At 70.5% G+C, this 24541-nt stretch carries 23 protein-coding genes; 9 read left to right on the top strand and 14 right to left on the bottom strand.

The annotated features are described in order from the left end of the window. Positions 1-62: 62 nt before the first annotated feature. The 7 genes from QK288_RS03920 to QK288_RS03890 all read right to left on the bottom strand — a co-directional run bounded on the left by QK288_RS03920 (position 63) and on the right by QK288_RS03890 (position 7449). The gene (locus QK288_RS03920) at positions 63-971 is read right to left on the bottom strand and encodes a sugar ABC transporter permease (protein WP_281266501.1); all 909 of its coding nucleotides are present in this window, start codon (positions 969-971) and stop codon (positions 63-65) included. A 98-nt stretch (positions 972-1069) separates the two neighbouring features. Beyond that, positions 1070-2434, bottom strand: a complete 1365-nt coding sequence (locus QK288_RS03915; protein ID WP_281266500.1) for an extracellular solute-binding protein — start codon at positions 2432-2434, stop codon at positions 1070-1072. Between the two features lie 55 nt (positions 2435-2489). Then, positions 2490-3377 (bottom strand): carbohydrate ABC transporter permease, encoded by an 888-nt coding sequence (locus QK288_RS03910; protein WP_281266499.1) that lies wholly within the window; start codon positions 3375-3377, stop codon positions 2490-2492. A gap of 83 nt (positions 3378-3460) precedes the next feature. Then, complete coding sequence (locus QK288_RS03905) at positions 3461-4261, bottom strand: serine hydrolase (protein ID WP_281266498.1); 801 nt, start codon at positions 4259-4261, stop codon at positions 3461-3463. Beyond that, on the bottom strand, positions 4252-5397 hold the full coding sequence (locus tag QK288_RS03900) for a serine hydrolase domain-containing protein (protein WP_281266497.1): 1146 nt from the start codon (positions 5395-5397) through the stop codon (positions 4252-4254). Before QK288_RS03900 ends, QK288_RS03905 begins: the two co-directional genes overlap by 10 nt. Then, a complete protein-coding gene (locus QK288_RS03895) occupies positions 5394-6548 on the bottom strand; it encodes a DUF1343 domain-containing protein (protein WP_281266496.1) in 1155 nt (384 codons plus the stop codon). The genes QK288_RS03900 and QK288_RS03895 overlap by 4 nt, the downstream gene beginning before the upstream one ends. A gap of 1 nt (position 6549) precedes the next feature. Further along, a complete protein-coding gene (locus QK288_RS03890) occupies positions 6550-7449 on the bottom strand; it encodes a MurR/RpiR family transcriptional regulator (protein WP_281266495.1) in 900 nt (299 codons plus the stop codon). A 105-nt stretch (positions 7450-7554) separates the two neighbouring features. On the opposite strand from QK288_RS03890, the gene QK288_RS03885 reads away from it, so the two are divergent. Genes QK288_RS03885 through QK288_RS03875 form a run of 3 tightly spaced genes read left to right on the top strand, consistent with a single transcriptional unit; the run spans position 7555 to position 10323 of the window. After that, entirely contained in the window at positions 7555-8514 is a 960-nt protein-coding gene (locus tag QK288_RS03885; RefSeq protein WP_281266494.1) for a BadF/BadG/BcrA/BcrD ATPase family protein, read from the top strand. Continuing rightward, entirely contained in the window at positions 8504-9466 is a 963-nt protein-coding gene (gene murQ, locus QK288_RS03880; protein ID WP_281266493.1) for an N-acetylmuramic acid 6-phosphate etherase, read from the top strand. Before QK288_RS03885 ends, murQ begins: the two co-directional genes overlap by 11 nt. Before the next feature lie 5 nt (positions 9467-9471). Further along, complete coding sequence (locus QK288_RS03875; protein ID WP_281266492.1) at positions 9472-10323, top strand: NlpC/P60 family protein; 852 nt, start codon at positions 9472-9474, stop codon at positions 10321-10323. A 143-nt stretch (positions 10324-10466) separates the two neighbouring features. Here QK288_RS03875 and QK288_RS03870 read toward each other — a convergent pair whose 3' ends face one another. From QK288_RS03870 to QK288_RS03845, 6 genes are all read right to left on the bottom strand, one after another. After that, positions 10467-11114, bottom strand: coding sequence for a hypothetical protein (locus tag QK288_RS03870; protein WP_281266491.1), 648 nt, complete (start codon positions 11112-11114; stop codon positions 10467-10469). A gap of 79 nt (positions 11115-11193) precedes the next feature. Beyond that, on the bottom strand, positions 11194-12210 hold the full coding sequence (locus QK288_RS03865) for an NADPH:quinone reductase (protein WP_281266490.1): 1017 nt from the start codon (positions 12208-12210) through the stop codon (positions 11194-11196). A 112-nt stretch (positions 12211-12322) separates the two neighbouring features. After that, positions 12323-12865, bottom strand: coding sequence for a VanZ family protein (locus tag QK288_RS03860; RefSeq protein ID WP_281266489.1), 543 nt, complete (start codon positions 12863-12865; stop codon positions 12323-12325). 29 nt (positions 12866-12894) lie between these two features. Beyond that, on the bottom strand, positions 12895-13104 hold the full coding sequence (locus QK288_RS03855; RefSeq protein ID WP_281266488.1) for a hypothetical protein: 210 nt from the start codon (positions 13102-13104) through the stop codon (positions 12895-12897). A 238-nt stretch (positions 13105-13342) separates the two neighbouring features. Further along, the gene (locus QK288_RS03850) at positions 13343-14179 is read right to left on the bottom strand and encodes an alpha/beta hydrolase (protein WP_281266487.1); all 837 of its coding nucleotides are present in this window, start codon (positions 14177-14179) and stop codon (positions 13343-13345) included. A gap of 69 nt (positions 14180-14248) precedes the next feature. Then, positions 14249-14968: an alpha/beta hydrolase gene (locus tag QK288_RS03845; protein ID WP_281266486.1), complete on the bottom strand. Its 720-nt coding sequence runs from the start codon at positions 14966-14968 to the stop codon at positions 14249-14251. 114 nt (positions 14969-15082) lie between these two features. On the opposite strand from QK288_RS03845, the gene QK288_RS03840 reads away from it, so the two are divergent. Next, complete coding sequence (locus tag QK288_RS03840; protein WP_281266485.1) at positions 15083-17308, top strand: helix-turn-helix domain-containing protein; 2226 nt, start codon at positions 15083-15085, stop codon at positions 17306-17308. 191 nt (positions 17309-17499) lie between these two features. Next, complete coding sequence (locus QK288_RS03835; RefSeq protein ID WP_281266484.1) at positions 17500-19821, top strand: fibronectin type III domain-containing protein; 2322 nt, start codon at positions 17500-17502, stop codon at positions 19819-19821. Positions 19822-20014: 193 nt separating this feature from the next. Here QK288_RS03835 and QK288_RS03830 read toward each other — a convergent pair whose 3' ends face one another. Beyond that, a complete protein-coding gene (locus QK288_RS03830) occupies positions 20015-21211 on the bottom strand; it encodes an FAD-dependent monooxygenase (protein WP_281266483.1) in 1197 nt (398 codons plus the stop codon). Positions 21212-21267: 56 nt separating this feature from the next. Here QK288_RS03830 and QK288_RS03825 point away from each other — a divergent pair, with 56 nt between their 5' ends. The 4 genes from QK288_RS03825 (at position 21268) to QK288_RS03810 (ending at position 24274) form a co-directional block, all read left to right on the top strand. Continuing rightward, on the top strand, positions 21268-21795 hold the full coding sequence (locus QK288_RS03825; protein WP_281266482.1) for a MarR family transcriptional regulator: 528 nt from the start codon (positions 21268-21270) through the stop codon (positions 21793-21795). A gap of 110 nt (positions 21796-21905) precedes the next feature. Then, positions 21906-22250 (top strand): YciI family protein, encoded by a 345-nt coding sequence (locus QK288_RS03820; protein ID WP_281266481.1) that lies wholly within the window; start codon positions 21906-21908, stop codon positions 22248-22250. A gap of 149 nt (positions 22251-22399) precedes the next feature. Beyond that, positions 22400-23284 carry a sce7726 family protein gene (locus QK288_RS03815; protein ID WP_281266480.1) on the top strand — a complete coding sequence of 295 codons (885 nt, stop codon included), beginning with the start codon at positions 22400-22402 and terminating at the stop codon, positions 23282-23284. A 48-nt stretch (positions 23285-23332) separates the two neighbouring features. After that, positions 23333-24274, top strand: coding sequence for a sce7725 family protein (locus tag QK288_RS03810; RefSeq protein WP_281266479.1), 942 nt, complete (start codon positions 23333-23335; stop codon positions 24272-24274). The last annotated feature ends 267 nt before the right edge of the window (positions 24275-24541 follow it).

Below are 24541 nucleotides of genomic sequence, written 5' to 3'. Positions count from 1 at the left end.
GTGGTGGGTCAGTCCGCGCAGTCGGCTCAGTCCGCGCAGTCGGGTCAGTCCGCGCAGTCGGCTCAGTCCGCGAACCGCTTCTGCAGCCGGAGGAAGACCGCCGAGACGCCGACCACGATGACGAACCCGACGACGGCGAGCGCCGTCGCGAGCCCCATCGACTGCGCCGTCGTCCCGAACCCACCGAAGCCGGTCCGGTAGAACAGCGTGCCGAGGACGTCCGTCGAGCCGCTCGGCCCGGCCTGGCTCCCCTGCATGATGTAGATCAGGTCGAACGTCCCGAAGGCGCCGATGAAGTTCATCGTCGTGATGAGCAGGATCGTCGGCCGGATCGCCGGGATGAGGACCGACCACAGGATCCGGAACCGCCCGGCACCATCGAGCGCTGCGGCGTCCATCGTGTCCTGCGGCACCTCGGTCAGCGACGCGAGGAACACCAGCACCGGGAAGCCCATGCCGACCCACGCCGTGATGACGGCGATCGTCGGGAGCGCGAGCGTCGTCGATCCGAGGAACGGCAGCGCGAGGGCGTCGAGGTGGAGCGCGTGCAGCACGGAGTACAGCACGCCGCTGTTCGGTTCGAGGTAGATCGTCCAGATGTACGCGATCGCGACCGGGGGCAGCGTGAACGGCAGCATCATGATGATCGAGTAGCGCTGCGACGCCCGCTCGTTGACGATCATCATCATGTACGCGAGCCCGATGCCGAACACGAGCGTCAGGACCATCGAGATGGCGAAGAAGTACAGGTTGTGGCCGACCGCCCGCCAGAACTCCGGGGCGAACGAGGGGTCGAAGAGCGTGAACGTGTAGTTCCCGAGGCCGATGAAGTTCGACAGCGGGCCGGTGCCGTTCCAGTTGTAGAAGCTGTACCGGACGCCGTCGAGCAGCGGGAACACCACGAAGACCGCGAAGAGCAGGAACGCCGGGGCGACGAAGGCGGCGAGGATCGCGACCTGGCGCTTCGGCATCCCGCGGGGAACCCGCGGTGCTGGCTGGTCCGAGGGAGCCGCGGGAGACGGGGCCGGCGTGCCGCCCCGCCTCCCGGAATCGGTGATGGTGGCCATGGTCACTTGGCCCCGAAGTACCAGTCGAGCTTGCCGTTGATGTGCTCGGCGGCTTCCTGCGGGGTCGTCTTGCCCTCGAGGAGCGGCACGACGACGTCCTGCTCGGCCGTGTACACGCCCGAGGTCGTCGACACCGTCTTCTTCTTCGAGAGCGACGTCGGGTCGGGGTCCGGCGTGTCCATCGGCGAGCGGATCCCGATGATCGGGTTCGCCGCCTGGCTGTCGAACCACGCCGCGGCCTGTCGGCTGAGCGGGTACTTCTTCGGGATCGTCACGCCGGCGATCGGGGAGATCTCACCCGCGACGTCCGAGAACGCGTTGCCGAACTTCTTCGTCGCCGTGTAGGCGATGACCTTCTCGGACGCCTTCTCCACGGCCGAGTCACCGATCTTCGCGTTCATCGAGATGTTGCCGTCGACGTACCAGGTGATCTTCGGCTTCTGGCCGTTCGGCGACGGGACGAGCATCTGCCCGTAGTCGAGGTCGGGGTTCACCTGGTCGATCGTCGCCGTGTCGAAGATGCCGTCGATGATGAACGCCGCCTTGCCGAGCGCGAAGGCCGTCTCCTGCTCGTTGCCGGCCGAACCCGTCGCCTGCCAGTTGTCCTGCAGGTACGGTGCGAGGTCCTGGAACGCGGCGAGCGACTGCACGAACTCCGGGTCCGTGTAGTCCGACTTCTTGTCCGTGATCGCCTGCGCGGTGGTGTTGCTCACCGTGGACGCGCCGACCGCCTGCAGCTGGAGCGACATCAGCCACTGCTGGACGCCCATCGTGTACATCGGGGTCGTGCCCTTGGACTTGAGCTTCTTCATCGCGGCGATGAACTGCTTCCACGTGGTCGGCTTCTCGATGCCGGCGTCCTTGAGGATCTTCTTGTTGTAGAACATCGACATCGTCTGGACCGCGAAGGGGACGCCGTACGTCTTGCCCTGGTACTGCGCGGCCGCGAGCGACGCCGGCTTCATGCCGGAGGTGTCGGCGACGTCGTCGATCGGCTTGACGAGCCCCGCCGCCGCGTACGTCTGGGTGCCGTTGCCGGCGCGGTCGTAGAAGATGTCCGGCCCGCTCCCACCGTTCATCGCGGTCTTCAGCACGGAGTCGTAGGACGTCGCGGAGATGGACCGGAACTTGATCGTGAGGTCGGTGCCCTCGGCGCGGAGGTTCTTCTGGACGCTCTCCCACAGGGGCTTGTCCTGGGAGCGCCACGACCAGACGGACACGGTCGGCCCGCTCGAGTCCCCGCTGTCGGCACCGGCGGCGGACCCGCCCGCTGAACACCCGGCGAGGGCGATGGCGGCTGCGGCGACGGCGCCGACGACCGCGAGGGTCCTGCCGCGACGGTGTCGGGTGGTGTGCGTTCGTTGCATGGCTCCGGACGTCCTTTCGGGGTCGGTCGGCTTTCGGGGTCGGTCGGGGAAGCGGTCAGGCCTTGACGCCGCCGCCGACGAGGTTCCGTCGGAACTGTTTCGCGACGAGCAGGAACCCGATGAGGGTCGGCAGGCTGATGATGACGAGCCCGGCGAGGAGGAGTTGCCACTCCGTGGAGTGCTCGCCGACGAAGGAGAGGATGCCGACGGGCACGGTCATGCTCGACGGGTCCTGCACGAGGAGCAGCGGGAGGAAGAACTCCTTCCACGCCGACAGGAACTGGAAGATCGCGACGATGCCGAGCGCCGGGCGGATCAGCGGCAGCACGATGTGCCAGTAGATCCGCAGCGGGCCGGCACCGTCCATCACCGCGGCCTCCTGCAGCTCGAAGGGGATCGTCCGCATGAAGTTGACGAGGATGAACACGCTGTACGAGATCCCACCGGACGCGAACACGATGACCAGCGACGTGAGCGTGTTCAGCAGGTGCAGGTTCTTGATGAGGATGAAGATCGGCAGCGCGATGATCTGGATCGGCAGCGCGAGACCGGACACGAAGAACAGGTACAGCAGCTGGTTGCCCGTGAACCGGTAGCGCGCGATCACGAACGCGGCGAGCGACGAGAACGCGAGGATCGCGGCGACGGTGACGCACGCGACGATGATCGTGTTGGCCAGGAAGCGCCCGATGTCGCCCTCGTTCCAGGCGTTCGGGTAATTCTCGACGTGGAAGACGTCCGGCCACGACAGCGGGGTGCCGAGGATGCCGGGGATGTCCTTGAACGACAGGAACACGACGAACAGCAGCGGCAGCAGCACGACGATCGACGCGATGACGAGGACGACGTGGCTCACGACCGGAGCGGCGCCGGCCCGCCGGCCGCGGTGCCGCGTCGGTGCTGCTCCTGCGGGGCGAGCGGGCCGAGTGGGGATGGCGGTCATGAGCGGCATCCTTTCCGTGGTTCTTCGTCTCGGGAGCGAAGTTGTCGGAAGGTTACCTAGCGCGACGCAATTGCGTCAATGGTTTACGTGATCAGGAAACACGATCGCAACACGCTCCCCACGGACCGGATGACCGCATCGCCCTGCGCCTCGTCGAAGCCGCGCGTGCAGACCGCCAGGACGGACGCGTCATCGGCGTCCGCAGTGGTCGCGAACGCGGCGACGTCGTGCACGACCCCCGGGACCCACCCGCTCTTCGACCCCCACCACCGACCGGGTGGCAGCTCGCGCGCGATGTGCGGAAAACGCTGTCGTGCGAGCACCGCACGCGCGAACGCGGCGCTCGACGCGGCGAGCATGCGACCGGACACGAGCAGGTGCATCGTGCGGGCGAGGTCGGACGCGGACGACCGGTTCTCGAGCCCCGCACGCTGCGCCGGCACGTCGCCGAGCTTGCGGGCGAGGACCGTGCGGCCGAGCTCCGCCGCACGGATGGTCTCCGCGATCCGTTCGGGACCGAGCAGGTCCAGGAGCACGTTGGTCGCCTCGTTCGAGGACCGTTCGATCATCATCCCGGCGAGCGCCGCGACGGTCGCCTCCGCGCCGTCCGGCGGGAACTCCGGGTCGGCGTCCTCGGGATCCGGTCGGACGACGATGCCGCCGCCCGCCGCCGACGCCGTGGTCGAGGACACCGTGACCGATCGGTCCAGCGCGATCGTGCCGTCGTCGACCTCCAGGAGCAGGGCGAGGAGCACGACGAGCTTGATGGTGGAGGCCGCTGGCAGCACCACGTCGGCGTCCCGTTCGGACACCGTGCCACCGGTGGGGTCGAGGAGCACCCAGGTGACGAGCGGTCCGCCGTCACCGGCCACGCTCACCGGCACGCGAACGCCAGGTCGGCGACGTCGCGACGCAGCGCCGTGACACCCGAGCCGTGCCGTGTGGGGTGCACCCGGTTCGTCAGCAGCACGATCGTCAGTCCGGCATCCCGGTCGACCTGGACCGACGTGCCCGTGAACCCGGTGTGCCCGCGCGAGGCCGCGCCGGAGGCGCCCATCCACGACGTCTCGCCGACGCGGAGCCCGAGACTGGCTCCCGTCCCGTCGCCGCGTGGATCCGGCCGTCCGGTCACCGTGGGCAACTGGTCGTCCCACATCCACCGCGCGGTGACCTCGGTCTCGCCACGACGGAGCACCTCGCCGAAGCGCGCGACGTCGTCGACGTCAGCGAAGAGCCCCGCGTTCGCGGTCGCGCCGCCGAGTGACCACGACGACTCGTCGTGCACGTCGCCGCGCACGACGCCGCGGTGCAGCTCCGGCTGGTACTCGGTCGCGACGACGTCGTCCCGCGGCCCGGCATCGTTCGGTCGGTAGCGCGTGTCCGCGAGCCCGAGCGGGACGAGCGTCTCGCGCGAGACGAGGTCGGCCCACGGCTCGCCGGTCGCGGCCTCCGCCACGAGCATGGCCGTGTTGAACCCGGTGCACGCGTACTCCCAGTGCCGGCCGGGAGGCTCGGTGAGCGTCGTGCGCGCCAGGTCCGCCCGGAGAGCGGCCCGGTCCGACAGCGGCGACGCCCGGAAGGTCGGAGCGCCGTCCGGCAGCGCGGCGAGCGCCGCATCGAAGGGAGCCCGCCAGCCGCCCCAGGTCGCCGGCAGCCCGGAGGTGTGGGTCAGCAGGTGACGGAGGGTGACGGCACGTCGGTCCGGGTCGGTCCGGTAGTCCGGCAGGTGTTCCGCGATCGGGTCGTCGAGGCCGAGCACACCGGACTCCACGAGCCGGAGGAGCGTGTACGCCGAGTACGTCTTCGTCACGGACGCCAGGTCGAAGCGCGCTCCGTCGGCGACCGCGGTGCGCGCCTCGGCGGGGATCGCGGCGCCGTCGTCGTCGACGGTCGCGACCGTGCCACGGACGCTCCGCGCCGCGACGCTCCCGTCGACGACCACGACGGCGGCCGCTGCGGAGGCGACCCCGCCGTCCACCGCGACGTCGAGGAGCGTGGTGAGCCGAGCCTCCAGGCTCATGCGGTCACCCGGTCGTCAGTCGCGTCCGCGAACCCGACCACGTCGTCACCCGCGGTGAGCGCGAGCCGCAGCCGGTCGGACCCCCAGAGGCGGTCGAGCGGGCAGCCGGGCTCCGGCGGGGCGTCCGCGGGCTGTGGCCGCACGGCGAACGCGTCCGGGTGCAGCCGCGCGGCGGTCCCGATGATCGCGAGGCCGGTCCGGACCGGCCGGAATCGGTCGCGGTCCGTGACGTGGAGGACAACCCCGCGCACGACCTCCCCTGCGTACTTGTGGAACGTCGGACGGAAGCGGGTCTCGCGGAAGCGGACGCCGGGGAGCTCGAGTTCGCGGAGTGCCGGCACGAACCGGTCGTCGAGCCACGGCGCGCCGACGGTCTCGAACGGTCGGGTCGTCCCGCGCCCCTCGCTGAGGTTGGTGCCCTCGACGAGCCCGGTGCCCGGGTAGACGAACGCGGTGTCCGGTGTCGGCAGGTTCGGCGACGGCGTGACCCAGGGCCCACCGTCGAGCGGCCACGGTGCGCGGTCGTCCCACTCCGCGACCTCGACGACCTCGAGCGCCGTGGTCGTCCGGAGGCCGCCGGTGCCCGTGGCGACCGCCGTCCTGGCGAGCTCGCCCAGGGTCAGCCCGTGCCGGATCGGGACGTCCACCCGGCCGACGAAGCTCGCGAACGCCGGATCGAGACCTGGACCCTCGACGAGGGTCCCGCCGATCGGGTTCGGGCGGTCGAGCACGACCACCGGGACGCCGGCGCGGTCCGCGGCGACGAGGCAGTCGATCATCGTCCACGGGTACGTCCAGAACCGCGTCCCGACGTCCGGCAGGTCGACGAGCAGGAGGTCGATGCCCGACGCGGCCATCCGTTCGGCCAGTCGATCGGGGTCGAGCTCGTACGTGTCGACGACGGGCAGGCCGGTTGCGCGGTCGTGCTCGAGGGCCTCGGACTCCCCCGCCTGCCCGGTGCCGTGCATGCCGTGCTCCGGTCCGAACAACAGGGCGAGACGCACACCGATGCGCTGCAGGGCGTCGGCGGTGCGCTCGAAGCCCGCGGTGACGGCGGTGTCGTTCGTGACCAGGCCGACGCGGGCGTCCCCGATCACGGACGCGCGGAGCCCGGGGTCGGCGAGCAGTCGGTCGATCGCGGCGACCGCCACGTCACGCACCGTCGCGGAGCGGTCGGACGGCCGAGTGGGTGCGCCGGATGGCGGCGACGCTCCGGTCGTGGTCGGCGCGGGCGACCCCGACGAAGAGGTAGTCGACGACGGTGAGCTGCGCGATCCGGCTCGCCATCGCGCCGGAGCGGAAGGCGGTCTCACGGACTGCGGTCCGGAGCACGGCGTCCGCGACACCGCCGAGTGGCGAGTCCGCGGCGTTCGTGATCGCCACCGTCGCGGCGCCGCTGTCGTGCGCGGCGCGGAGGAACTCGATCGCCTCGCGCGTCCGGCCGCTGTGCGAGAACGCGATCGCGACGCCGTTCGGGCCGAGCAGCGTCGCCGGGACCAGCGCGTCGTGCGCGTCCGCGAACGACAGCGCCGTCCGACCGACGCGGAGGAGTTTCTGCGCGAGGTCGCGGGCGCCGGCGTTGCTCGCGGACACACCGAACACGATGACGGTGTCCGCGGCGGCGACCCGGTCGATGACGGACTGCAGCACGTCGAGGTCGAGCGACGCCGCGGTCTCCTGGATCCCGACGATCTCGGACCTGCTGATCTTCGCGATCATCTCGGCGAGGGAGTCCGCGTCGGTGATGTCGGAGCCGTACTCGCCGACCTGGCCGAACTGCGCGGACTCGGTCGCGAGCTCGGTGGCCATCTGCAACCGCATCGGGGCGTACCCGGTGAACCCGATCGTGCGGCAGAACCGGACGACGCTCGTCTCGCTCGTGGAACAGTTGCGGGCCAGCTCGGTGATCGTCTGCTCGAGCACGATCTGCGGACGCTCGAGGATCGCCTCGGCGACACGCCTCGTCGAGGGAGGGTAGGTGTCGAGTCGCGACTGGATCGAGGTCCGGATGCTCACCCTGATGACACTATTGGGCGATTCCAGCACGGTCATGGACAACCTCTCCGAACGCGTTCCGATTGGTCGTCATGCTACGGAGCGGGATGTCGTCGCGTCAATGCTTTTCATCCGGCATGACGATCAGGTAAATTACCCACCATGGCACCAGCCGAGCCCGCTGCCCTCGTCGACCTGGGGAAGACGACGTGCCGTGTGCGCGTCGGCGACCGGTCCGCCTCGGGGCACGGGAGCGCCGGCCTCGCGGAGCACGACGGGCTCGAGGACGCGATCGCCGCGATCACCGACGCACTGGCCGAGCTCCGACCCGGACCCGGACCCGGACCCCGGCCCGGACCCGCGCCCGCGTCGCTCGCCGCGTTCGTCGGCGGTGTCGCCATCGGTGCAGCCGGGGCGGCGACGGTGCCCGATCGTGCCCGCGAGCTGGCCGACCGTGTCGCCACGGCCTCCGGCGGGCGCGCCGTCGTCACGAGTGACGTCGTGACCGCGCACGCCGGTGCCCTCGGCGGCGCACCCGGGACCGTGCTGGTCGCCGGCACCGGAGCCGTCGCGATCGGGATCGACCCGACCGGACGGATCCGACGCGCGGACGGCTCCGGCATCTGGCTCGGCGACGACGGGTCCGGGCGCTGGATCGGACAACAGGGCCTGCGTGCTGCCCTCCGCGCGCACGACGGACGCGGACGCGACACCGCCCTCCGTGAGGCCGCGATGTCGCTGGCGCCGTCGCTCGACGCACTGCCCGCCGTCGTCGGCGGGTCCGCGACCCCCGAGCGCACCCTGGCCGCCTTCGCGCCCGTCGTCCTGTCGCACGCGGCCGACGGCGACGCCGTCGCGTCGGACATCGTCGAGCGGGCGATCGGGCACCTCGTCACGACGGCCCGCGCGGTGGCTCCAGCCGACCCTGCGGCGCACGTGGTCGCGATCACCGGTGGACTCGTCGCGCACGACGGGTTCGCGGCGCGGCTCCGGCAAGCGCTCGTCGACGACGACCTCGACGTCGTCGAGCCGCTCGGTGACGCCCTCGACGGCGCCGCACTCATCCTCGACAACCCCGATCTCCCCCATGAGAGGCAGGTGTCCCGTGTCGATGCCCCGTGACCCAGACGACGCGCTCCTCGACGCCATCGGCGACGAGCTCAGCACGCTCGCCACCGAGTCCGTCGACGAGCGCCGCAGCTCCGTCGACCTCCTCGACACCGCCGACCTGGTCGCCGCCATGCACGACGGGAACCGCGCCGCGTTCGACGCCGTCGGCACCGCGCTCCCCGCGATCGCCAGCGCCGTCGACGCGATCAGCTCGCGGATGGCCGGCGGCGGCCGGCTCATCTACATCGGCGCGGGGACGTCCGGCCGCCTCGGTGTCCTCGACGCGAGCGAGTGCCCACCGACGTTCGGGACGGATCCGTCGCTCGTCGTCGGGATCATCGCCGGCGGGGAGCGCGCGATCCGCTCTGCCGTCGAACGCTCCGAGGACGACGAGGCATCAGGAGCAGCCGACCTCGCCGCCGTCGGGCTCACCGCGCAGGACACCGTCGTCGGACTCTCCGCCTCCGGCCGCACCCCGTACGTGCTGGGCGCGCTCCGTGCCGCGAACGAGGTCGGTGCGCTCACCGTCTCGGTCGCCGGCAACGAGCACTCCAGGACGGGCGCGACGGCGGCGATCGCGATCGAGGCCCCGGTGGGCGCCGAGTTCATCGCCGGCTCGACCCGGCTCAACGCCGGGACCGCCCAGAAGCTGGTGGTCAACATGCTCTCGACCCTGACGATGGTGCGGCTCGGCAAGACCTACGGCAACGTCATGGTCGACCTCCGCGCGACGAACGCCAAGCTCGTCGCCCGCAGCCGCCGCACGGTCGTCTCGGTCACCGGCGTCGACACCGCGACGGCGGCCACCGCACTCGACGCGGCGCACGGCTCGGTCAAGGAGGCGGTCTTCGCACTCCTGACCGGCAGCAGCCCCGCCACCGCGACGTCCGCGCTCGCCGCTGCCGACGGGCACCTGCGGATCGCACTTGACCGGGCGTCCTCCTCGACGGGCCTCGCACGATGACGCGCATGCTCGACCTGCTGGCCACCCCGACGGTCGTCGGGGTCCCCGCGACGGTGCTCTGGAACGCCCCGACCGCTCCACGGCCGATCGACGCCGCCGCCGTGGCCGACGCGCCGGACCTCGTCGCGTGGGCAGCCGGCCTCGACGACGACGCACGGCTCGGACTGCTCGACCGCGCCGACACCCACGCCGTCCTGGGCGAGCCGGTGATCGTCGTCGCCGAGGCCGACGGGTGGGTGGAGGTCCGCCTGCCGCTCCAACCGTCGTCGAAGCACCCGGCCGGGTACCCCGGATTCCTGCCGACGGCGCACCTCCTGCCGCTCGAGAGCCCCCGGACCGACCCGGTCGTCGTGCGGAGCGGGCCGCTCCTCGGCGCGATCCTCGACCGCCGTGCAGCGGGCGGGTACCTCGGCCCCGACGGCGTCGTGCACGACCTCGCAGCGACCGCGGTCACGGCGCTGCGCTCGCCCTCGCCCTCGCCCTCGCCGGGAGCCGTCGACCCCGCCGATGCGCTCGCGGTCGCCCGCACCTTCACGGGGATGCCGTACCTCTGGGCCGGGTCATCGGCCGCCGGTGTCGACTGCTCGGGCCTCGTCCACGTGTCCTACCGCGCCCTCGGGATCGTCGTCCCGCGTGACGCCGACGACCAGGCAGCGGCACTCGACCCGGTCGCGCCGGAGGACGCCCGACCCGGCGATCCGGTGTTCTTCGCGAACGAGCACGGGATCCACCACGTCGCCCTGGCGACCGGCGGCGGCGCGACCTTCCACGCACCACGGACGGGGCAGCTCGTCGGTGCGGGGCGATTCGACACGGTTCCGGCGACCGAGACGGTGACCGCGGCGCGCGTCCGCTGAGCGAGCGTCGTCAGAGCATCCTCGACGACGGACGGGAGGCTCGTGGCGGGGTCGCCACGAGCCTCCCGTCAGCGGTGGGTCACCGGGACGCGCGCCGGACGCGGACCGTGGAGACGGACAGGGCGCGGCATCGCGACTCGTCCTCAGACGGGACGGCGCTCGGTCTGCCGTGTCGCCGACCGGGACGACAGGAGGAGCCCGACGGCGATGACGAGCAGCCCGATGCCACTCCCGAGCACGGAGAGGTGGATCGACATCGACGCGACGTCGATGCCGGATCTCGCCGTGAGGAGCAGGCGATCGGCGAGGATCGCCGTGCCGTTCGTGACCAGGGCCGAGATCGCGATGAGGCCGAGGCCGACGAAGACCGCGGCGGGGACGACGCGCCTCGCGCGGTGCAGCGCGAGCAGGATGCACGCGACAGCCACCGCCGTGCCACCGACGACACCGATCCCCGGGACGACCAGCCGGAGGAACGGCTCGGAGAAGACGTCGGGTACCCGGACCCGCAGGGCCGTCGTCTGGACCACCCCCGCGACCGCGGCCACCAGGAGCAGCACCTGCGCGGCGGGGACCGCCCGCAACGGACGTTCGTCCGACGCACCGAAGCCCAGGATGAGCAGGCCGGCGAGTGTCAGGGGGCCGGCGAACAGCGACGCCGTGGACGCGACCTCGTGACTGACGTCGATCAGGAGCGTGGCGCAGGTGCACAGGCCGGCTGCGGTGAACACCATCGCTCCGACCGAGACGGCATCGACGCCACGGAGCCGGGTCGACCGACCGTCGCTCACGATGCCTCGCCCATCACAGTCGCCAGCGTACTCACCGACGACGACGGCGATCCTCGTCCGCCGCGATGCGGCTCGCGGTTCACGCCGACGGCATGCTCGCGCCGTCGCGTGCCGGCCACGACGGAGCGACCCGCACCAGGACGCGGCCGGTACGACCGGCATCGACGTCGTCGTGCGCCTGCGCGATCTGGTCGAGGGGAAGCACCTGCCCGACCGAGAGGCGGAGCACACCCGCGTCCACGGCGGTGACCAGGTCGTCCATCGCGGCGCGCTTCGCGGCCGGTGGGAAGTCGTCGCTGCCGAGGAACCGGACGGTGACGTTGGCGAAGAGCAACGGTGGGAACGGCAGCGAGACGCGGTCTCCGCGCGCGAAGTACGTCGCGATCACCCCGTCGTTCGCGATCACGGACGCGTCCAGGTCCCCGTTGGCGTCCAGCGCCACCTCGACGATCCGGTCGACGCCGTCCGGTGCGATGCGTCGGACAGCGGCCGCCGGGTCGTCGTCGAGTGCGATGACGTGATCGACGTCGGGGAGCCCTGCCGCATCGAGATCCGACGATCGGCGGACCGTGCCGATGACCGTCGCACCGCCCCACTGCGCGAGCTGCGCGGCGATCCCGCTGACACCGCCGCGGATGCCGTGCACGAGGACGACCTTCCCGGTCACCGGGCCGTCGCCGAACACAGCTCGGTGAGCCGTGATCCCGGGGATGCCGAGGAGCGCGCCGATCTCGTCGCTGACCGTGTCGGGCAGCGGGGTGATGAGGTCCGTCGGGACGACGGTGTACTCGGCGGCCGTGCCGAACTGCCGGTACGACTGCGCGCCGTGCACGGCGACGCGGCGGCCGAGCAGGCCATCGTCGACGCCCGCGCCGACCCGGTCAACGACGCCCGCACCGTCACTGTGCGGGATCACCACCGGGTAGGGCATCGCCGACCCCAGCCACCCGTCGCGCTTCTTCGTGTCACCAGGGTTCACCCCGGAGAACGCGACCCGGACCCGGACCTCCCCCTCGCCGGGAGCGGGATCAGGTCGTTCTCCGACTCGCAGCACCTCGCTCGCCGGACCTTGTTCGTCGTACCAAGCAGCCCTCATGACTCCACATCCTCTCGCCGAGGACTCCACGTCCTCTCGCCGAGGGGAAACGTACCGGGCGACCCACCGCGTCCGATGGGCGATCCTCGTCCGCCGCGATGCCGCTCGCGGTTCACGCCGACGGGAAGCTCGCGGCTTCGCGTGTCGGCCACCGGAACCGCTGGACGACTCCGGCGACCGTCTTCGAGCGTGTCACGAGGACGAACAAGCCGAAGCCGATGACGCCGCCCACGATGTTGGTCATCCAGTCGTTGATGTCCGCGATGTGTCCGCCGAACGCGAGCCCTGCGGTGGCCATCTGCGTGAGTTCGATCGCGAGACTCGCGCCGGCGACGATCGCCGTCACCCGCCACCAGCTCGGCCGCGCGAGGAGCAGGGGGATGAGCACGCCGAGCGGGACGAACACCGCGACGTTGATGAGCGCGTCCTCGCGCCCGTAGTCCACGAACGGGACGAGCCAGAGGGACAGGGGGCGCGGCCCGCGATCCGGCCAGGTCCCGACGTGGATGAAGATCGGGAAGACCGTGTTCGCGATCACGCCCCCGGCGTAGAGCGCGAGGACGGCGGCGACGCTCGCCCTGGGAAGTGTGACGCGGCCACGGGCGCGGAGGGTCCAGAGCAGGACGAGGAAGATGACGACCCCGAGAGCAATCACGATCGGGAGCATGGGGACTTCGATGGACCTCATCGACGGGCTCCGCTCGATCGCCGACGTCGAACCCACAGCGCGACGAACACGATCTCCAGCGCCACCAGGGGGATGAGGGGCCAGACGGCCCACGTCTCCCCGAGCAGCATCGCCGCCGCCGCCGCCAGACTCAGCACTGCCGCGATGACGATTCCGCCACCCACGAAACCGCGCTGCGTCTCCTCGGCTTGTTGCTCGGTCACCATCGTCGAACCTCCGGGACCGAGTCTGTCATCCCGTGGGCTCCGCCAGCGACGCCTCCATCTCTGCCGACAGCGTCAACGCGGCGGAGAACACCGGGCGACCCACCGCGTCCGATGGGCGATCCTCGTCCGCCGCGATGCCGCTCGCGGTTCACGCCGACGGGATGCTCGCGGCTTCGCGTGTCGGCCACCGGAACCGCTGGACGACTCCGGCGACCGTCTTCGAGCCGATCAGGTCCGGTCAGCTGCGGATGAACGCGAGGATGTCGGGGTTGATCACGTCAGCATGGGTCGTCAGCATGCCGTGCGGGTACCCCTCGTAGATCTTCAACGTCGAGTCACTGAGGAGCTCGTCCTGCTTCAGTGCGGCGTCGCGGTACGGCACGACCTGGTCGTCGTCGCCCTGCAGGACGAGGACGGGGACCGTGATCGCGCGCAGGTCCTCGGTCTGGTCGGTCTCCGAGAACGCCTTGATGCCCTCGTAGTGCGCGAGGGTGCTGCCCGTCATGCCCTGCCGCCACCAGTTCGCGATCACCGGCTCCGACGGCGTCACGCCGTCGCGGTTGAAGCCGTAGAACGGTCCGGCGGCGACGTCCTGGAAGAACTCCGCGCGGTTCGCCGCGAGTGCCTCCCGGAACCCGTCGAAGACCGAGATGTCGGTGCCGTCGGGGTTCGCGTCGGTCTTCACCATCAGTGGCGGGACCGCGGACACCAGCACGGCCTTCGCGACGCGGCCCTGCGGCTGACCGTACCGGGCGACGTACCGAGCGACCTGGCCGCCGCCGGTCGAGTGGCCGATGTGGATCGCGTCGTGCAGGTCCAGGTGCTCGACCACCGCGGACACGTCGCTGGCGTAGTGGTCCATGTCGTGGCCGGTGCCGATCTGCGACGAACGGCCGTGCCCGCGACGGTCGCTCGCGACGACCCGGTAGCCCTCGGCCAGGAAGTACAGCATCTGTGCGTCCCAGTCATCGGAGGACAGCGGCCAGCCGTGGTGGAACACGATCGGCTGCGCATCGTGGCTGCCCCAGTCCTTGAAGTAGATCTCTGCACCGTCGTCGGTGGTCACGAAACCCATGGTGTTCTCCTGTACGTGGTCGTGGGTGGTGGATGGTCGTCGCTGGTGGGTCGGTAGTCGGGCGCGGCGCTAGTCGGTGGTGGTCTCGCGGACGGCGGTCTCGATGACGTCGGCGACCTCGGCCGGGTGGGTGTGCATCACCAGGTGCGGGGCGGGGAGCTCCACGACGTCCCGGAGGCCGGCGCGTTCGTACCCGAAGCGTTCGACGTCGGGGTTGATGGTGTGGTCGTTCGTGGAGACGATGCCCCACCCCGGCGTGGTCTTCCACGCCGCCGTCGACCCCGGTTCCCCGAACGCTGCTCCGGTCAGCGGCCGCTGGGACACCGCGAGGACCTCGGCGGTCTTCGGGTCGACTCCGTCGGCGAACACGGGCGGGAACGCGTCGACCTTCACGGACACGTCGGTGCCGTCCTCTGCGCCGGCGATCGGGTACGGCGTGTACACCAGGTTCGCGGCGAGGTCGGAGTCCGGGAAACCGCCCTGCAGCTGCCCGAGGCTCTCACCGACCTCGAGGACGTAGCCGGAGACGAACACCAGCCCGACGACGTTCTCCGCGGCGCCGGCGACCGTGATGACCGCGCCACCGTAGGAGTGGCCGGCGAGGACCACGGGGCCGTCGACGTGTTCGGCGACGGCCCGGACGGAGGCGGCGTCCTCGGCGAGACTGCGGTTGTAGACCGGCGGCACGAGCACGGTGTGACCGCGGTCGAGGAGCTCCCTGGTGACGGGAGCCCAGCTCGCGGAGTCGGCGAAGGCGCCGTGCACGAGGATGATGGTGGGCGTCGGCATGAGCAGTTCCCCTTCCCCGTGGTGCGGTCCTCTCGCGTCTGATCGGACGGTCAGGCACCATGGTGATGCCCCTCATGAAAGGGCCACCGGGTGCCCCGACGCCAGGAAGAAAGCATGAAGAAACCGCACGCAGAACCGCTGGGTGACCGGCTGCGCCGGCATCGCCTGCTGTCGGGCTTCACCTTGGAGAGCCTCGCGCACGCATCCGGCATCAGCGACCGGACCATCAGCAACATCGAACGCGGCATCAGCGCCGCACCACAGCGGCGGACCCTCACCGCGCTCTTCGACGCGCTCGGCCTCGACGACGCCGAGCAACAGGAGCTGCTGCGTCTGGCACGCGCCCCTCGTGTCGTCTCGGGGAGCTCTCGTCGTTCCGCGATGCTGGCCCCTCCGCTCGTGACGGACTTCACCGGAAGGCCCGACGTGATGGCGTCGGTCGCGGCGTTCCTCCACGGCACCGACGGCGGTCTGGCCGCGCCGGTCCTCGTCATCTGTGGCCCTGCCGGCGTCGGGAAGACCACCGTCGCGCTGGAGGCACTCCGCCGCCACGAACACGACGACTGCCGACGTGCGTTCATCGACCTCAACGGCATGAACTCGCTGCCGCTGTCGCCGCTCGGAGTGCTGGCGTCACTCATCGCGCAGACGTCCGAGATCCGTGACATCTCGAGCATGGACGAGGCCATCGCGCACTGGCGTCGGATCACCGATGCGCAGCGCGTCGCGATCGTGATCGACAACGCCGCGAACGAGGACCAGATCAGGCCGGTCCTGACGGCGACCAACATCGTCGTCATCGTCACCTCACGCAGGAGCCTCGCCGGACTGGTGAACGTGCAACGCATCACGCTCGAGTCCCTCAGCCGTGCCGAGAGCACGCAGCTCATCGGTCGGATCGTCCCAGCCGCCCAGCGCACCGACCGGGACACCGACGCGCTCGCTGCGGCGTGTGGCGATCTGCCGCTCGCGTTGCGGATCGCGTCGAACCGCGTGGCGGCGCAGCCGCGCTCCACGGTCGGTGACTTCCTCGACAAGATGTCCGCGCGCCACAACCCGCTGAGCGCACTCGTCGCAGGAGACCTCGCCGTCGAGCCGGCGCTGACGCTCTCCTACGACCAGATCGACGCGGCTTCGCAACAGCTGTTCAGGAGCCTGTCGCTGATCGACGGTGCCACCTTCGATGCGCACCTCGCCGCAGCACCGACCGCCACCGACCCCGACGACGCTGCCGACCGGCTCGACGAACTGACCGACCTCGGTCTCGTCGAAGCCCGGGGCAGCAACCGCTACCACCTCCACGATCTGGTGCGGCTCTTCGCCGCCGCCCTGTCCAGACGCGACGAGCCGGCAGTCGCGCACCAACGACGAGCACTCCGACACTGGGTGCTGCAGACCGCCCAGAACGCCGGCCTCTGGTTCGAGCCCGACCGCGAGCCTGATCAAGCGTCCCCCGGACGGCACTTCTCCTCGGCGGACCACGCACAGACCTGGCTGCGTATCGAGGGCGCGCAGTGGGCCAGCGCGATCCAACAGGCGTACGCCCTCGGCGAGGACCAGCTCGTCCTCGACGTCGCTGAGGCGTTGCACTGGTTCTCCGACACGTGGCCGGCATGGGATCTCTGGCGCATCCTCTTCCTGACCGCCGCCGGCGCTGCCACCCGATCCGGCACCGACCGGGACATCGCCGTGCACCACGGGTACGCGGCGTGGTTGCACCTCACACAGCACGAGTTCGATGCCGCGCACCGCGCCGCCGTCATCGCGGTGGACGCCGCCGAACGCACGGACGACGTGAAGGAACAGGGCTGGGCGCTGTTCTACCTCGCGTGGACGCGAGGCCGTCTCCTCGACTTCGACACGGCGCTCCGTGAAGCGGGCCGGGCGATGGAACTCCTCACCGTCGCCGGTGATCAGGAGGGCGTCACACAGACGCTCTCGATGACCGCGAACTTCCTCATGCACTCCGGCGATCTCGCCGGTGCAGCCGCCCACTACGAGCAGATCCTCCGGCTCCTCGCCGACCGTGGCGACCGGGTCCAGCCGAACCTCATGCTGGTCACCGGTGTCAGCACACGGACCGTGCTCGCGGATGTGCTCACCCGGTCCGGCAACCCCGCGTACGCCCTGGAGACGATGCCGGGCGTCATCGAGGAAGCCGCGGCGGCGAACTACGCCGAAGGTCTTGCCAGGGCGCACCTCGAACTCGCGCGAGCACTCCGGCAGACCGACGAAGCCGAACCCGCGGAGCACCATCTCGCCGTCGCCGAGCAGATCGCCTCCGAGAACCGGTTGCTCGCCGTCCTGCCGGACGTCGAGCGGCTCCGGGCCGAGAGGTAGCGGAGGGCCAGGACGGGGATGGTCTCCCCCTTCGGGCGTCGCTCGAGACCCCGAACTGGGGTGAGCATCGCGGCGTAACGAAGCGAAGAGGGCTCATATGATCGGCCTGCTCCCTGCAGGAGGGAGCCTCTCCCGAAGGAACGCTCTTGCGCGCACGCACCGCTCCGTCTCCAACCCGAACCGTCCGGCCGATGCGGAAGGCCATCGCGAGCGCCGCAGTCCTCGCGGCAGCACTCGCACCGGCGCTGCTCTCCGTGGGCGCCGCCCAGGCTGCCCAGCAGGGCACGCTCGACCAGGCGAGTGAGACGTACCGCCTCGGCCCGTGGTCGAACGGCGACAACGGCCAGACGTTCACGCCGGCGATCAGCGGGCTCGTGTCAGGCATCGACCTGTACGAGGCGCGGATCTCCGGGTCTGCCACGTACGACGTGACCATCCGCGCAGCGCAGAACGGACTCCCCACCGGCCCGGTCCTCGGTACCGGCTCGGCGACCGTCTCCAGTGTCGGATGGTTCTCGGTCCCGATCACGTCCACCGCCCCCGTCACCGCGGGGGGTTCGTACGCGATCTCGTTCCAGGGCCCGTCGAACGCGTACGTGGGTTGCGACACCAACGTCTACCCCGGCGGCGGCGCGATCTACCAAGGCCAGAGCTACGCCTCAAGCTACGACCTCGCCTTCCGCGAGTACGTCGTCGCCGGTGGCACGATCTCGGGCACCCCGACGTCGAACACCCCCGTCGACCACCCCTACTCCTACGACTACGCGGTCAACGGCTACCCCGCTCCGACACTCTCGGTCGTCGACGGCACGCTCCCCGAGGGCCTCACCCTCTCGCAGTCCGGCCGGCTCTCCGGCACGCCGACCGAGGTCGGCTCCTCGACGTTCACGATCCGCTCCGCGAACGACAAGGGACAGCAGGACGTCACCTCGACCATCGTCGTCCGACCGGCGGCGGTGCCGTCGGCTCCGGGTGACGTCACCGCAGCCGCCGGCGCGGGTTCCGCGACGGTGTCATGGTCGGCACCCACCGACGCCGGCGACGACCCCGTCACCGGGTACACCGTCACGTCGACCCCTGGCAACGTGACGGCGACGACCGCCGCCACCAGCGCGACGATCGACGGCCTGACCCCTGGTACCGCCTACACGTTCCAGGTCGCCGCCACGAGCGCCTCCGGCACCGGTGCCGCGTCCGGCCCGAGCACCGCAGTGACCCCCTACACGACGCCGTCCGCTCCGCTCGATTTCCGCATGACCCCCGGTGACGGATCGGTCGAGCTGAACTGGGCAGCGCCCGCGAGCGACGGCTTCAGCCCGCTGACCGGCTACACCATCTCCCAGAGCGTCGACGGCGGACCATGGGCCGACGTCGCCACGCCGGCCGCGGCCGACACCAGCGCCGTCATCGACGGGCTGCAGAACGGCTCCACCTACGAGTACCGGATCGTCGCGTCCAACGCTGCGGGCACCGGGCCCGCCGCGTCGAGCAACCCGACCACCCCGTTCGGCGTGGCCGGATCGCCGCAGGCGGTCAAGGCAACCGGTGACGACGAGTCAGTCTCGCTCACCTGGTCGGCGCCGGCCAACGCGAACGGCGCCCCGGTCACCGGGTACCAGGTCGAGTACAGCAGCGACGGCTCCACATGGAGTGAGCCCATCGCCGCCGCCACCGGATCCGCGCACGTCACGGGCCTCACCAACGGCACCGAGTACTCCTTCCGCGTCGCCGCCGTGAACGCAGCCGGCACCGGCCCCTGGAGCGAACTCGCCACCGCGACGCCCGTCACCATCGCGAGCGCTCCGAACGATCTGGCTGTGGTCCCCACTGACGGCGCGGCCGTCCTCGCGTGGACCGCCCCCTCGGACGACGGCGGGGCGCCCGTCGGCGGCTACCGCGTCGAGTACCGTGCCGCTGGCGCGGATTGGACCGTCGTCGACGCATCGACCTCCCCGGTCACGATCAGTGGTTTGGACAACGGGACCCGCTACGAGTTCCGCGTGCGTGCCGTCACACCCGTCGGGCCGGGCACCCCGAGTGCCAGCGTCTCGACCACGCCGTTCGTGTTCGATCCCACCGCGCGCATCGACGGGGACTCGATCGACGGCACCACGCTGTCCGTCGGTGCCCGCGTCCACCTCGGTGCGACCGACCTGCCCGCGGGTGCCACCGTGACGATCGACCTGCACTCGACGCCGGTCCGCCTGGCGACGGTGACGATCGGCGACGACGGCGTGCTCGACACCGACGTGATCATCCCGGCCGGCACTGCCGCAGGTGCCCACGAGCTGATCCTGACGCTGGACGGCACCGGCGCGGACCCCGTCACCGCCTCGTACGCGTTCACGGTCGCTCCCGCCACCGTCGCCGCCACGACGACCGCGGTCGCTCGTCAGGCCGTCGCGGAACTCGCCTTCACCGGGGCGACGATTTCACCACTGATCGTCGGCGGTGCTGCGCTCGCGGTCCTGCTCGGTGTCGGCCTGATCGTGGTGCGGCGCCGCCGCGCCTGAGGGCTGACCTGACGGCCTGGCGACGACGTGCGCGGAACGCTGCACGCCGTCGCCAGGCCATCGACGCACCGCTGCTCGACACCGGCGCAAACTCGTCGTCAGTGAAGGTCAGGTTGCCGAGCGCGGCGACGTTTCGAACTCGCGCGAGCGCTCCGGCAGACCGACGACGAACGCGCGGAGCACCACCTCGCCGTCACCGTCGTTCGTCATGGAGCGGCGGCAGGTCGCGCTCGGTCTGTGCGACCTGGGTCAGCTTCGCCGCGAGTGGGCGGAAGGGCCGGGAGAGCAGGACCTTGTCCGCGACCCCGCGCACCGCGAGACCGACGCGCGTCTGCGGGTACGCGAAGGCCGTGATGCCGCGCGGCAGGTGCTGGACGTCGTCGACCAGTGGGCGCATCCACCTCTCGTAGGCGATGAGCGCGCCAGGTTGATCGTCGGGTGCTCCGGCGAGTTCGGCGGCGAGCACGTACCCGGCGGTGAGCGCGAGGGATGCACCACCACCGCCCATCGGCGTCACGCACCACGCTGCGTCGCCGGCCATCACGACCCGGCCGCGGTGCCAGGTCTGCATTCGCACCTGCTGCAGCTGGTCGACGTAGACGTCGTCGGACGTCTCGAGCGCCTCCAGGATGCGCGGTGCCTCCCACCCCGCTCCGTCGTACCGCTCCCGCACGGCGGTGAGCATCTCGGCCCGCGTCAGGCCGAGGAGGTCGCCGCCCGGCGAGTACGCGAGGATCGCGCGGATCGTTCCGTACGGGTCGGGCCGGAGATGCACCTGCCGGCCGCCGACGGAGTTGTGCCAACGCCAGCGGTCGTCGTCACCGTCGGTCCGGGGGATCGTCCCGAAGACCATCGTGACGTCGAGATCGCGCTCCTCGACGTCGTCGCCAGGGAAGAGGAGCGGACGTGTGGACGACCGAACACCCTCGGCGACGACGAGCAGGTCCGCGTCGAGCGCCTGGCCGTCCGCGAGGCGCACCGTGACCGCGTCACCGCGGTCCTCGACAGCGGTGATGGTCTGTCCGTACACGAAGTCGACGCCGTCCGGCAGGTGGTCGAGCACCACCCGGGCGAGGTCGCCGCGGAGCACCTCGAGCTCCGCCGTCGCGCCGTCCGTCCCATCCGAGGGCAGTTCGGCCGTCACCTTTCCGTCGGCGTCGACGAGGACCGTGCCTGTCTCGGTGGTGTTCTTCGCCTTCACGGCATCGAAGAGGCCCATGCGACGGAGGACGTCCCGCGCGACGCCGCGGACATCGACGTTCTGGCCGCCGTCCCGGAAGGAGTCGGCGCGTTCGACGACCGTGACCTGCCAGCCCGTGCGCCGCAGCCAGTAGGCCACCGAGAGTCCGGCGATACTGGCTCCCGAGACGATCGCGGTGCGTTGTTCCATGGGCTCCTCCTCGATGATGTCTTTACAGTAAAGCGACTGCACATTGAAGGAGTCTGATGGAGAACATCTTCGACACGACCTGGTCTGTCCCCCAAGTCGACGTGATGCAGGCGCTCCGCGACTGGGCCGTGGCCTTCACGGAGCTGAACCAGCAGATGGCGGTCTGGCTCGACCTGCCGACCAACGACGCGCACGCGCTCGGACAGGTGCTCTGGGCGGCCTCTGCCGGGGAACCGCTGTCCCCCGCACGGCTCGGGCAACTGATCGGCATGACCTCCGGGTCGGTCACGGTACTGGTCGACCGCCTCGAGGGAGCGGGCTTGATCGTCCGGAGCCGGGAGCACACCGACCGACGGCGCGTGACGCTCCGCCCGACCGCCGCGGCGGAGGACCGGGCGCGCGCGTTCGCGGAACGGTCGAGCGAGGAGATCGCCACGGTCCTCCGACGCACAGGCGCCGACGATCTCCGCCAGGTCACCACGTTCCTCCACACCATCACCGACGCCGCGACCACGGCGGCCGGGCGCCTGAGGGAGACGCCGGCGGCGCCGCGCACCGGCGCCGAGCCCGTCCGGCGCCGGTGACACTCGGGGCTCTGCCGAGGTCGATGGCCGAAGACGTCCGTTTCGGCGAAGCACCGTGTATGCCGTGTACGTGAGACCGCACGAGCGGTCGACGACCGAAGGAGACAACGATGCAGTACCTCGTCAACGTCCTCGACGGCAGCCCGACCACGGGCGGGCAGACATCCGGGCGCGCCACCGACGCCGAGATGGCCGCCATCGATGCGTTCAACGACCGGCTCCGCGCCGACGGGCACTGGGTGTTCGCCGCCGGCCTGGCGGCGCCCGAGCTCGCGACGGTCGTCGACAACCGGGACGACGCCGCCTTGGTCACGGACGGCCCGTACGTCGCGACGACCGAATTCGTCGCCGGTGTGTGGATCTGGGACGTTCCCGACGCCGACGTCGCCCTCCAGTTGGCGGCAGAGGCGTCGAAGGCTTGCAACCGGAGGCTCGAGATCCGTCCGGTCCTCTGAGGGCTTGCGGATCAGTGCCGACTGGGCCGTGCGCGGGGCGTCTGGCGCGAAATCCACAACGCCGCACGCGCGCTCCGAGACTCAGTCGTTGGTGGTCAGCCACCTCGTCTTCAGCCACCGACCCCGTCTTCGATGCGTATGCTGCTGCGGTGCGCACGGAAGTGATGGTCGATCAAGAGATCACGCACGTCGCTGCCGTCCTGTCATCGGCGACGTTCCGCAACCTCTCGACGCAGCAGCCGCTGGATGCGATGACCCGGCTGGAGCGCATTGCCCCGGCGGCGGCAGCAGGGGGCGCACGAACGATGGCGGACGTGTTCAACGCCGCGTACGCGACGCTCCGCCGCGACTACCGCAACGAATACGTGTTCAAGAACGCGGTCGTCTCCTCGGTCGTGTTCGGTCGGCACCGTCCCACGACCGCGTCCGCGATCCTGGAACTCCCAGTCGGCGCTTCGTTCGCCGACGTCGCCGTGTTCAACGGCACCTCAACGGTCTACGAGATCAAAACGGACCTGGACTCCTTCGCGCGGCTGGACTCACAAGTCGCCGACTACAGCACCCGCGTGGAGTTCGTGAACGTGGTGGTCTCCGACGCCCGCGCATCCGCCGCGGAACGTCACGTGCCCGCGCACGTCGGTCTCCTCGCACTCCGACGAAACGGCTCGTTCACGCAGATCCGCCCACCGCACTCGAACCGTGACCGGCTGCGGTCTGATCACATCTTCGGAATGCTGCGACGCGCGGAAGCCGAGTGCGTGGTTGGCGCCGCCGCGCTCGACACCGCTGGCGGGCCCGCCGAGCGGTGGGAAGCACTCCGCTCCGCGTTCGCAGCATTGGACTCGACGAGGGCGCACTCCGGTGCCGTCACGGCGCTCCGCCATCGCGGCATGCAGGCGGCCACCGTTGCCGCGCACGCAGACCTCCCACAATCAGCCAGAGCGTTGGCGTATTCCGCGGCACTGTCGAAAACCGCCGGGGCGCGGCTTCTCAAACGGATGCAGCAACCTATCCCCCCAGTTTGGGGTGATTGAGCATCCGTCGGGTCCGGGTAACCATGGGAGGGACTTTGGGGGCTCCATTTGTACTTCCCGTATCTGTACGCACGTCAATCCGAACGCGACGCGCTGATCGACGTCGCACCGCACCTCGGCGGACCGCAGAAGGTGCAGCCGATTCTTGAACCGTATTCACCGGCGAAGGACCTGACGAAGCTGCTCGACACGTTCCGCAGCACCGGGGTGAGAGCACACCTTGTCGTCAACCCGACCCGCGGTGCTTTGCAGACGAACGCGGCGCAGACGTCGTGGACCACGGGGATGGCCGGCTACGTCGCGCAGCCGACGCTGATCACCCCGACGATGCACATGTTCGCGACCACCACCGCGTCGGACGTAGCGGCGTTCCTCGCCGCCTACCCGAACCGTGACGTTGCGTTCGTCGTCCTCGGCGTCGGCCTCCCACCGAAAGACTTCGCGACCGCGCTCGGCACTCGCACCGCGCGGGTATTCGTTGGCTCAGCCGCAAACGTCACCGACTACAGGACCGCGCTGACTGGCGTGCCCGTCATCGCACTCGAGTCCCGGTTCACCGCGGTCACCAATGCTCTCTATCCCGCCGGATCGCCGTTCAGCCTCGACCCGCGATCGTACAGTCCGGACGGGTTCGCCGACTTCACCATCCTCGACCCGAAGCCGCCGCGGTACCCATCCGGCGGCGGCGGCTCTGCTGGCGCCGTCGCCGTACACATGACTTACCAGGATCCGGCATCGAAAGAACTACGTGTCCAGCACTTCCTCTCCGACGACCGGACCGCCGGCGCACCGCCGGTCGGTGTGAAGCTGCTGCAAGCGATCGCGCACATCGATACGGAGCAGGCAAGAACCACGCCTGGCCGGTTCAGGAGCTCGCCGGGGTTCCGGACGCTGCACCAGTACCGGGTCGATGGTCATGAGACGAACCTGGCGAAGTCGAAACATCAGCAGCTGTGCCACCACCTGTTCACCGTCGCCGACGCTCTCTGACCGCGTTCACCCGCAGATCGGCAGCTCCCGAGTTGGACCGGCAGCTCGCGCATGTGCGTGCGGTGCAGGTCCGGGCAAGTACGCAGCTCGCCAGCGCGAAGACGTTCCTGCTCGGTTCGTTGGCCGCTTTTCCCCTGGGGTGGGCTCGATTTTCCCCTTCTTCAAGAAAGCCCAGGTCGTGGCGCAATCTCGACGACTGATGCTTGCTGCGAAGAGCATCGCTGATCAGCGAGGCACGGCGGGAGCAACCGTGAAGGCAGCACACGC

The sequence above is a fragment of the Curtobacterium sp. 9128 genome, assembly GCF_900086645.1.
Taxonomy (GTDB): Bacteria; Actinomycetota; Actinomycetes; order Actinomycetales; family Microbacteriaceae; genus Curtobacterium.
This window is presented reverse-complemented; position numbering and strand designations above follow the sequence as displayed.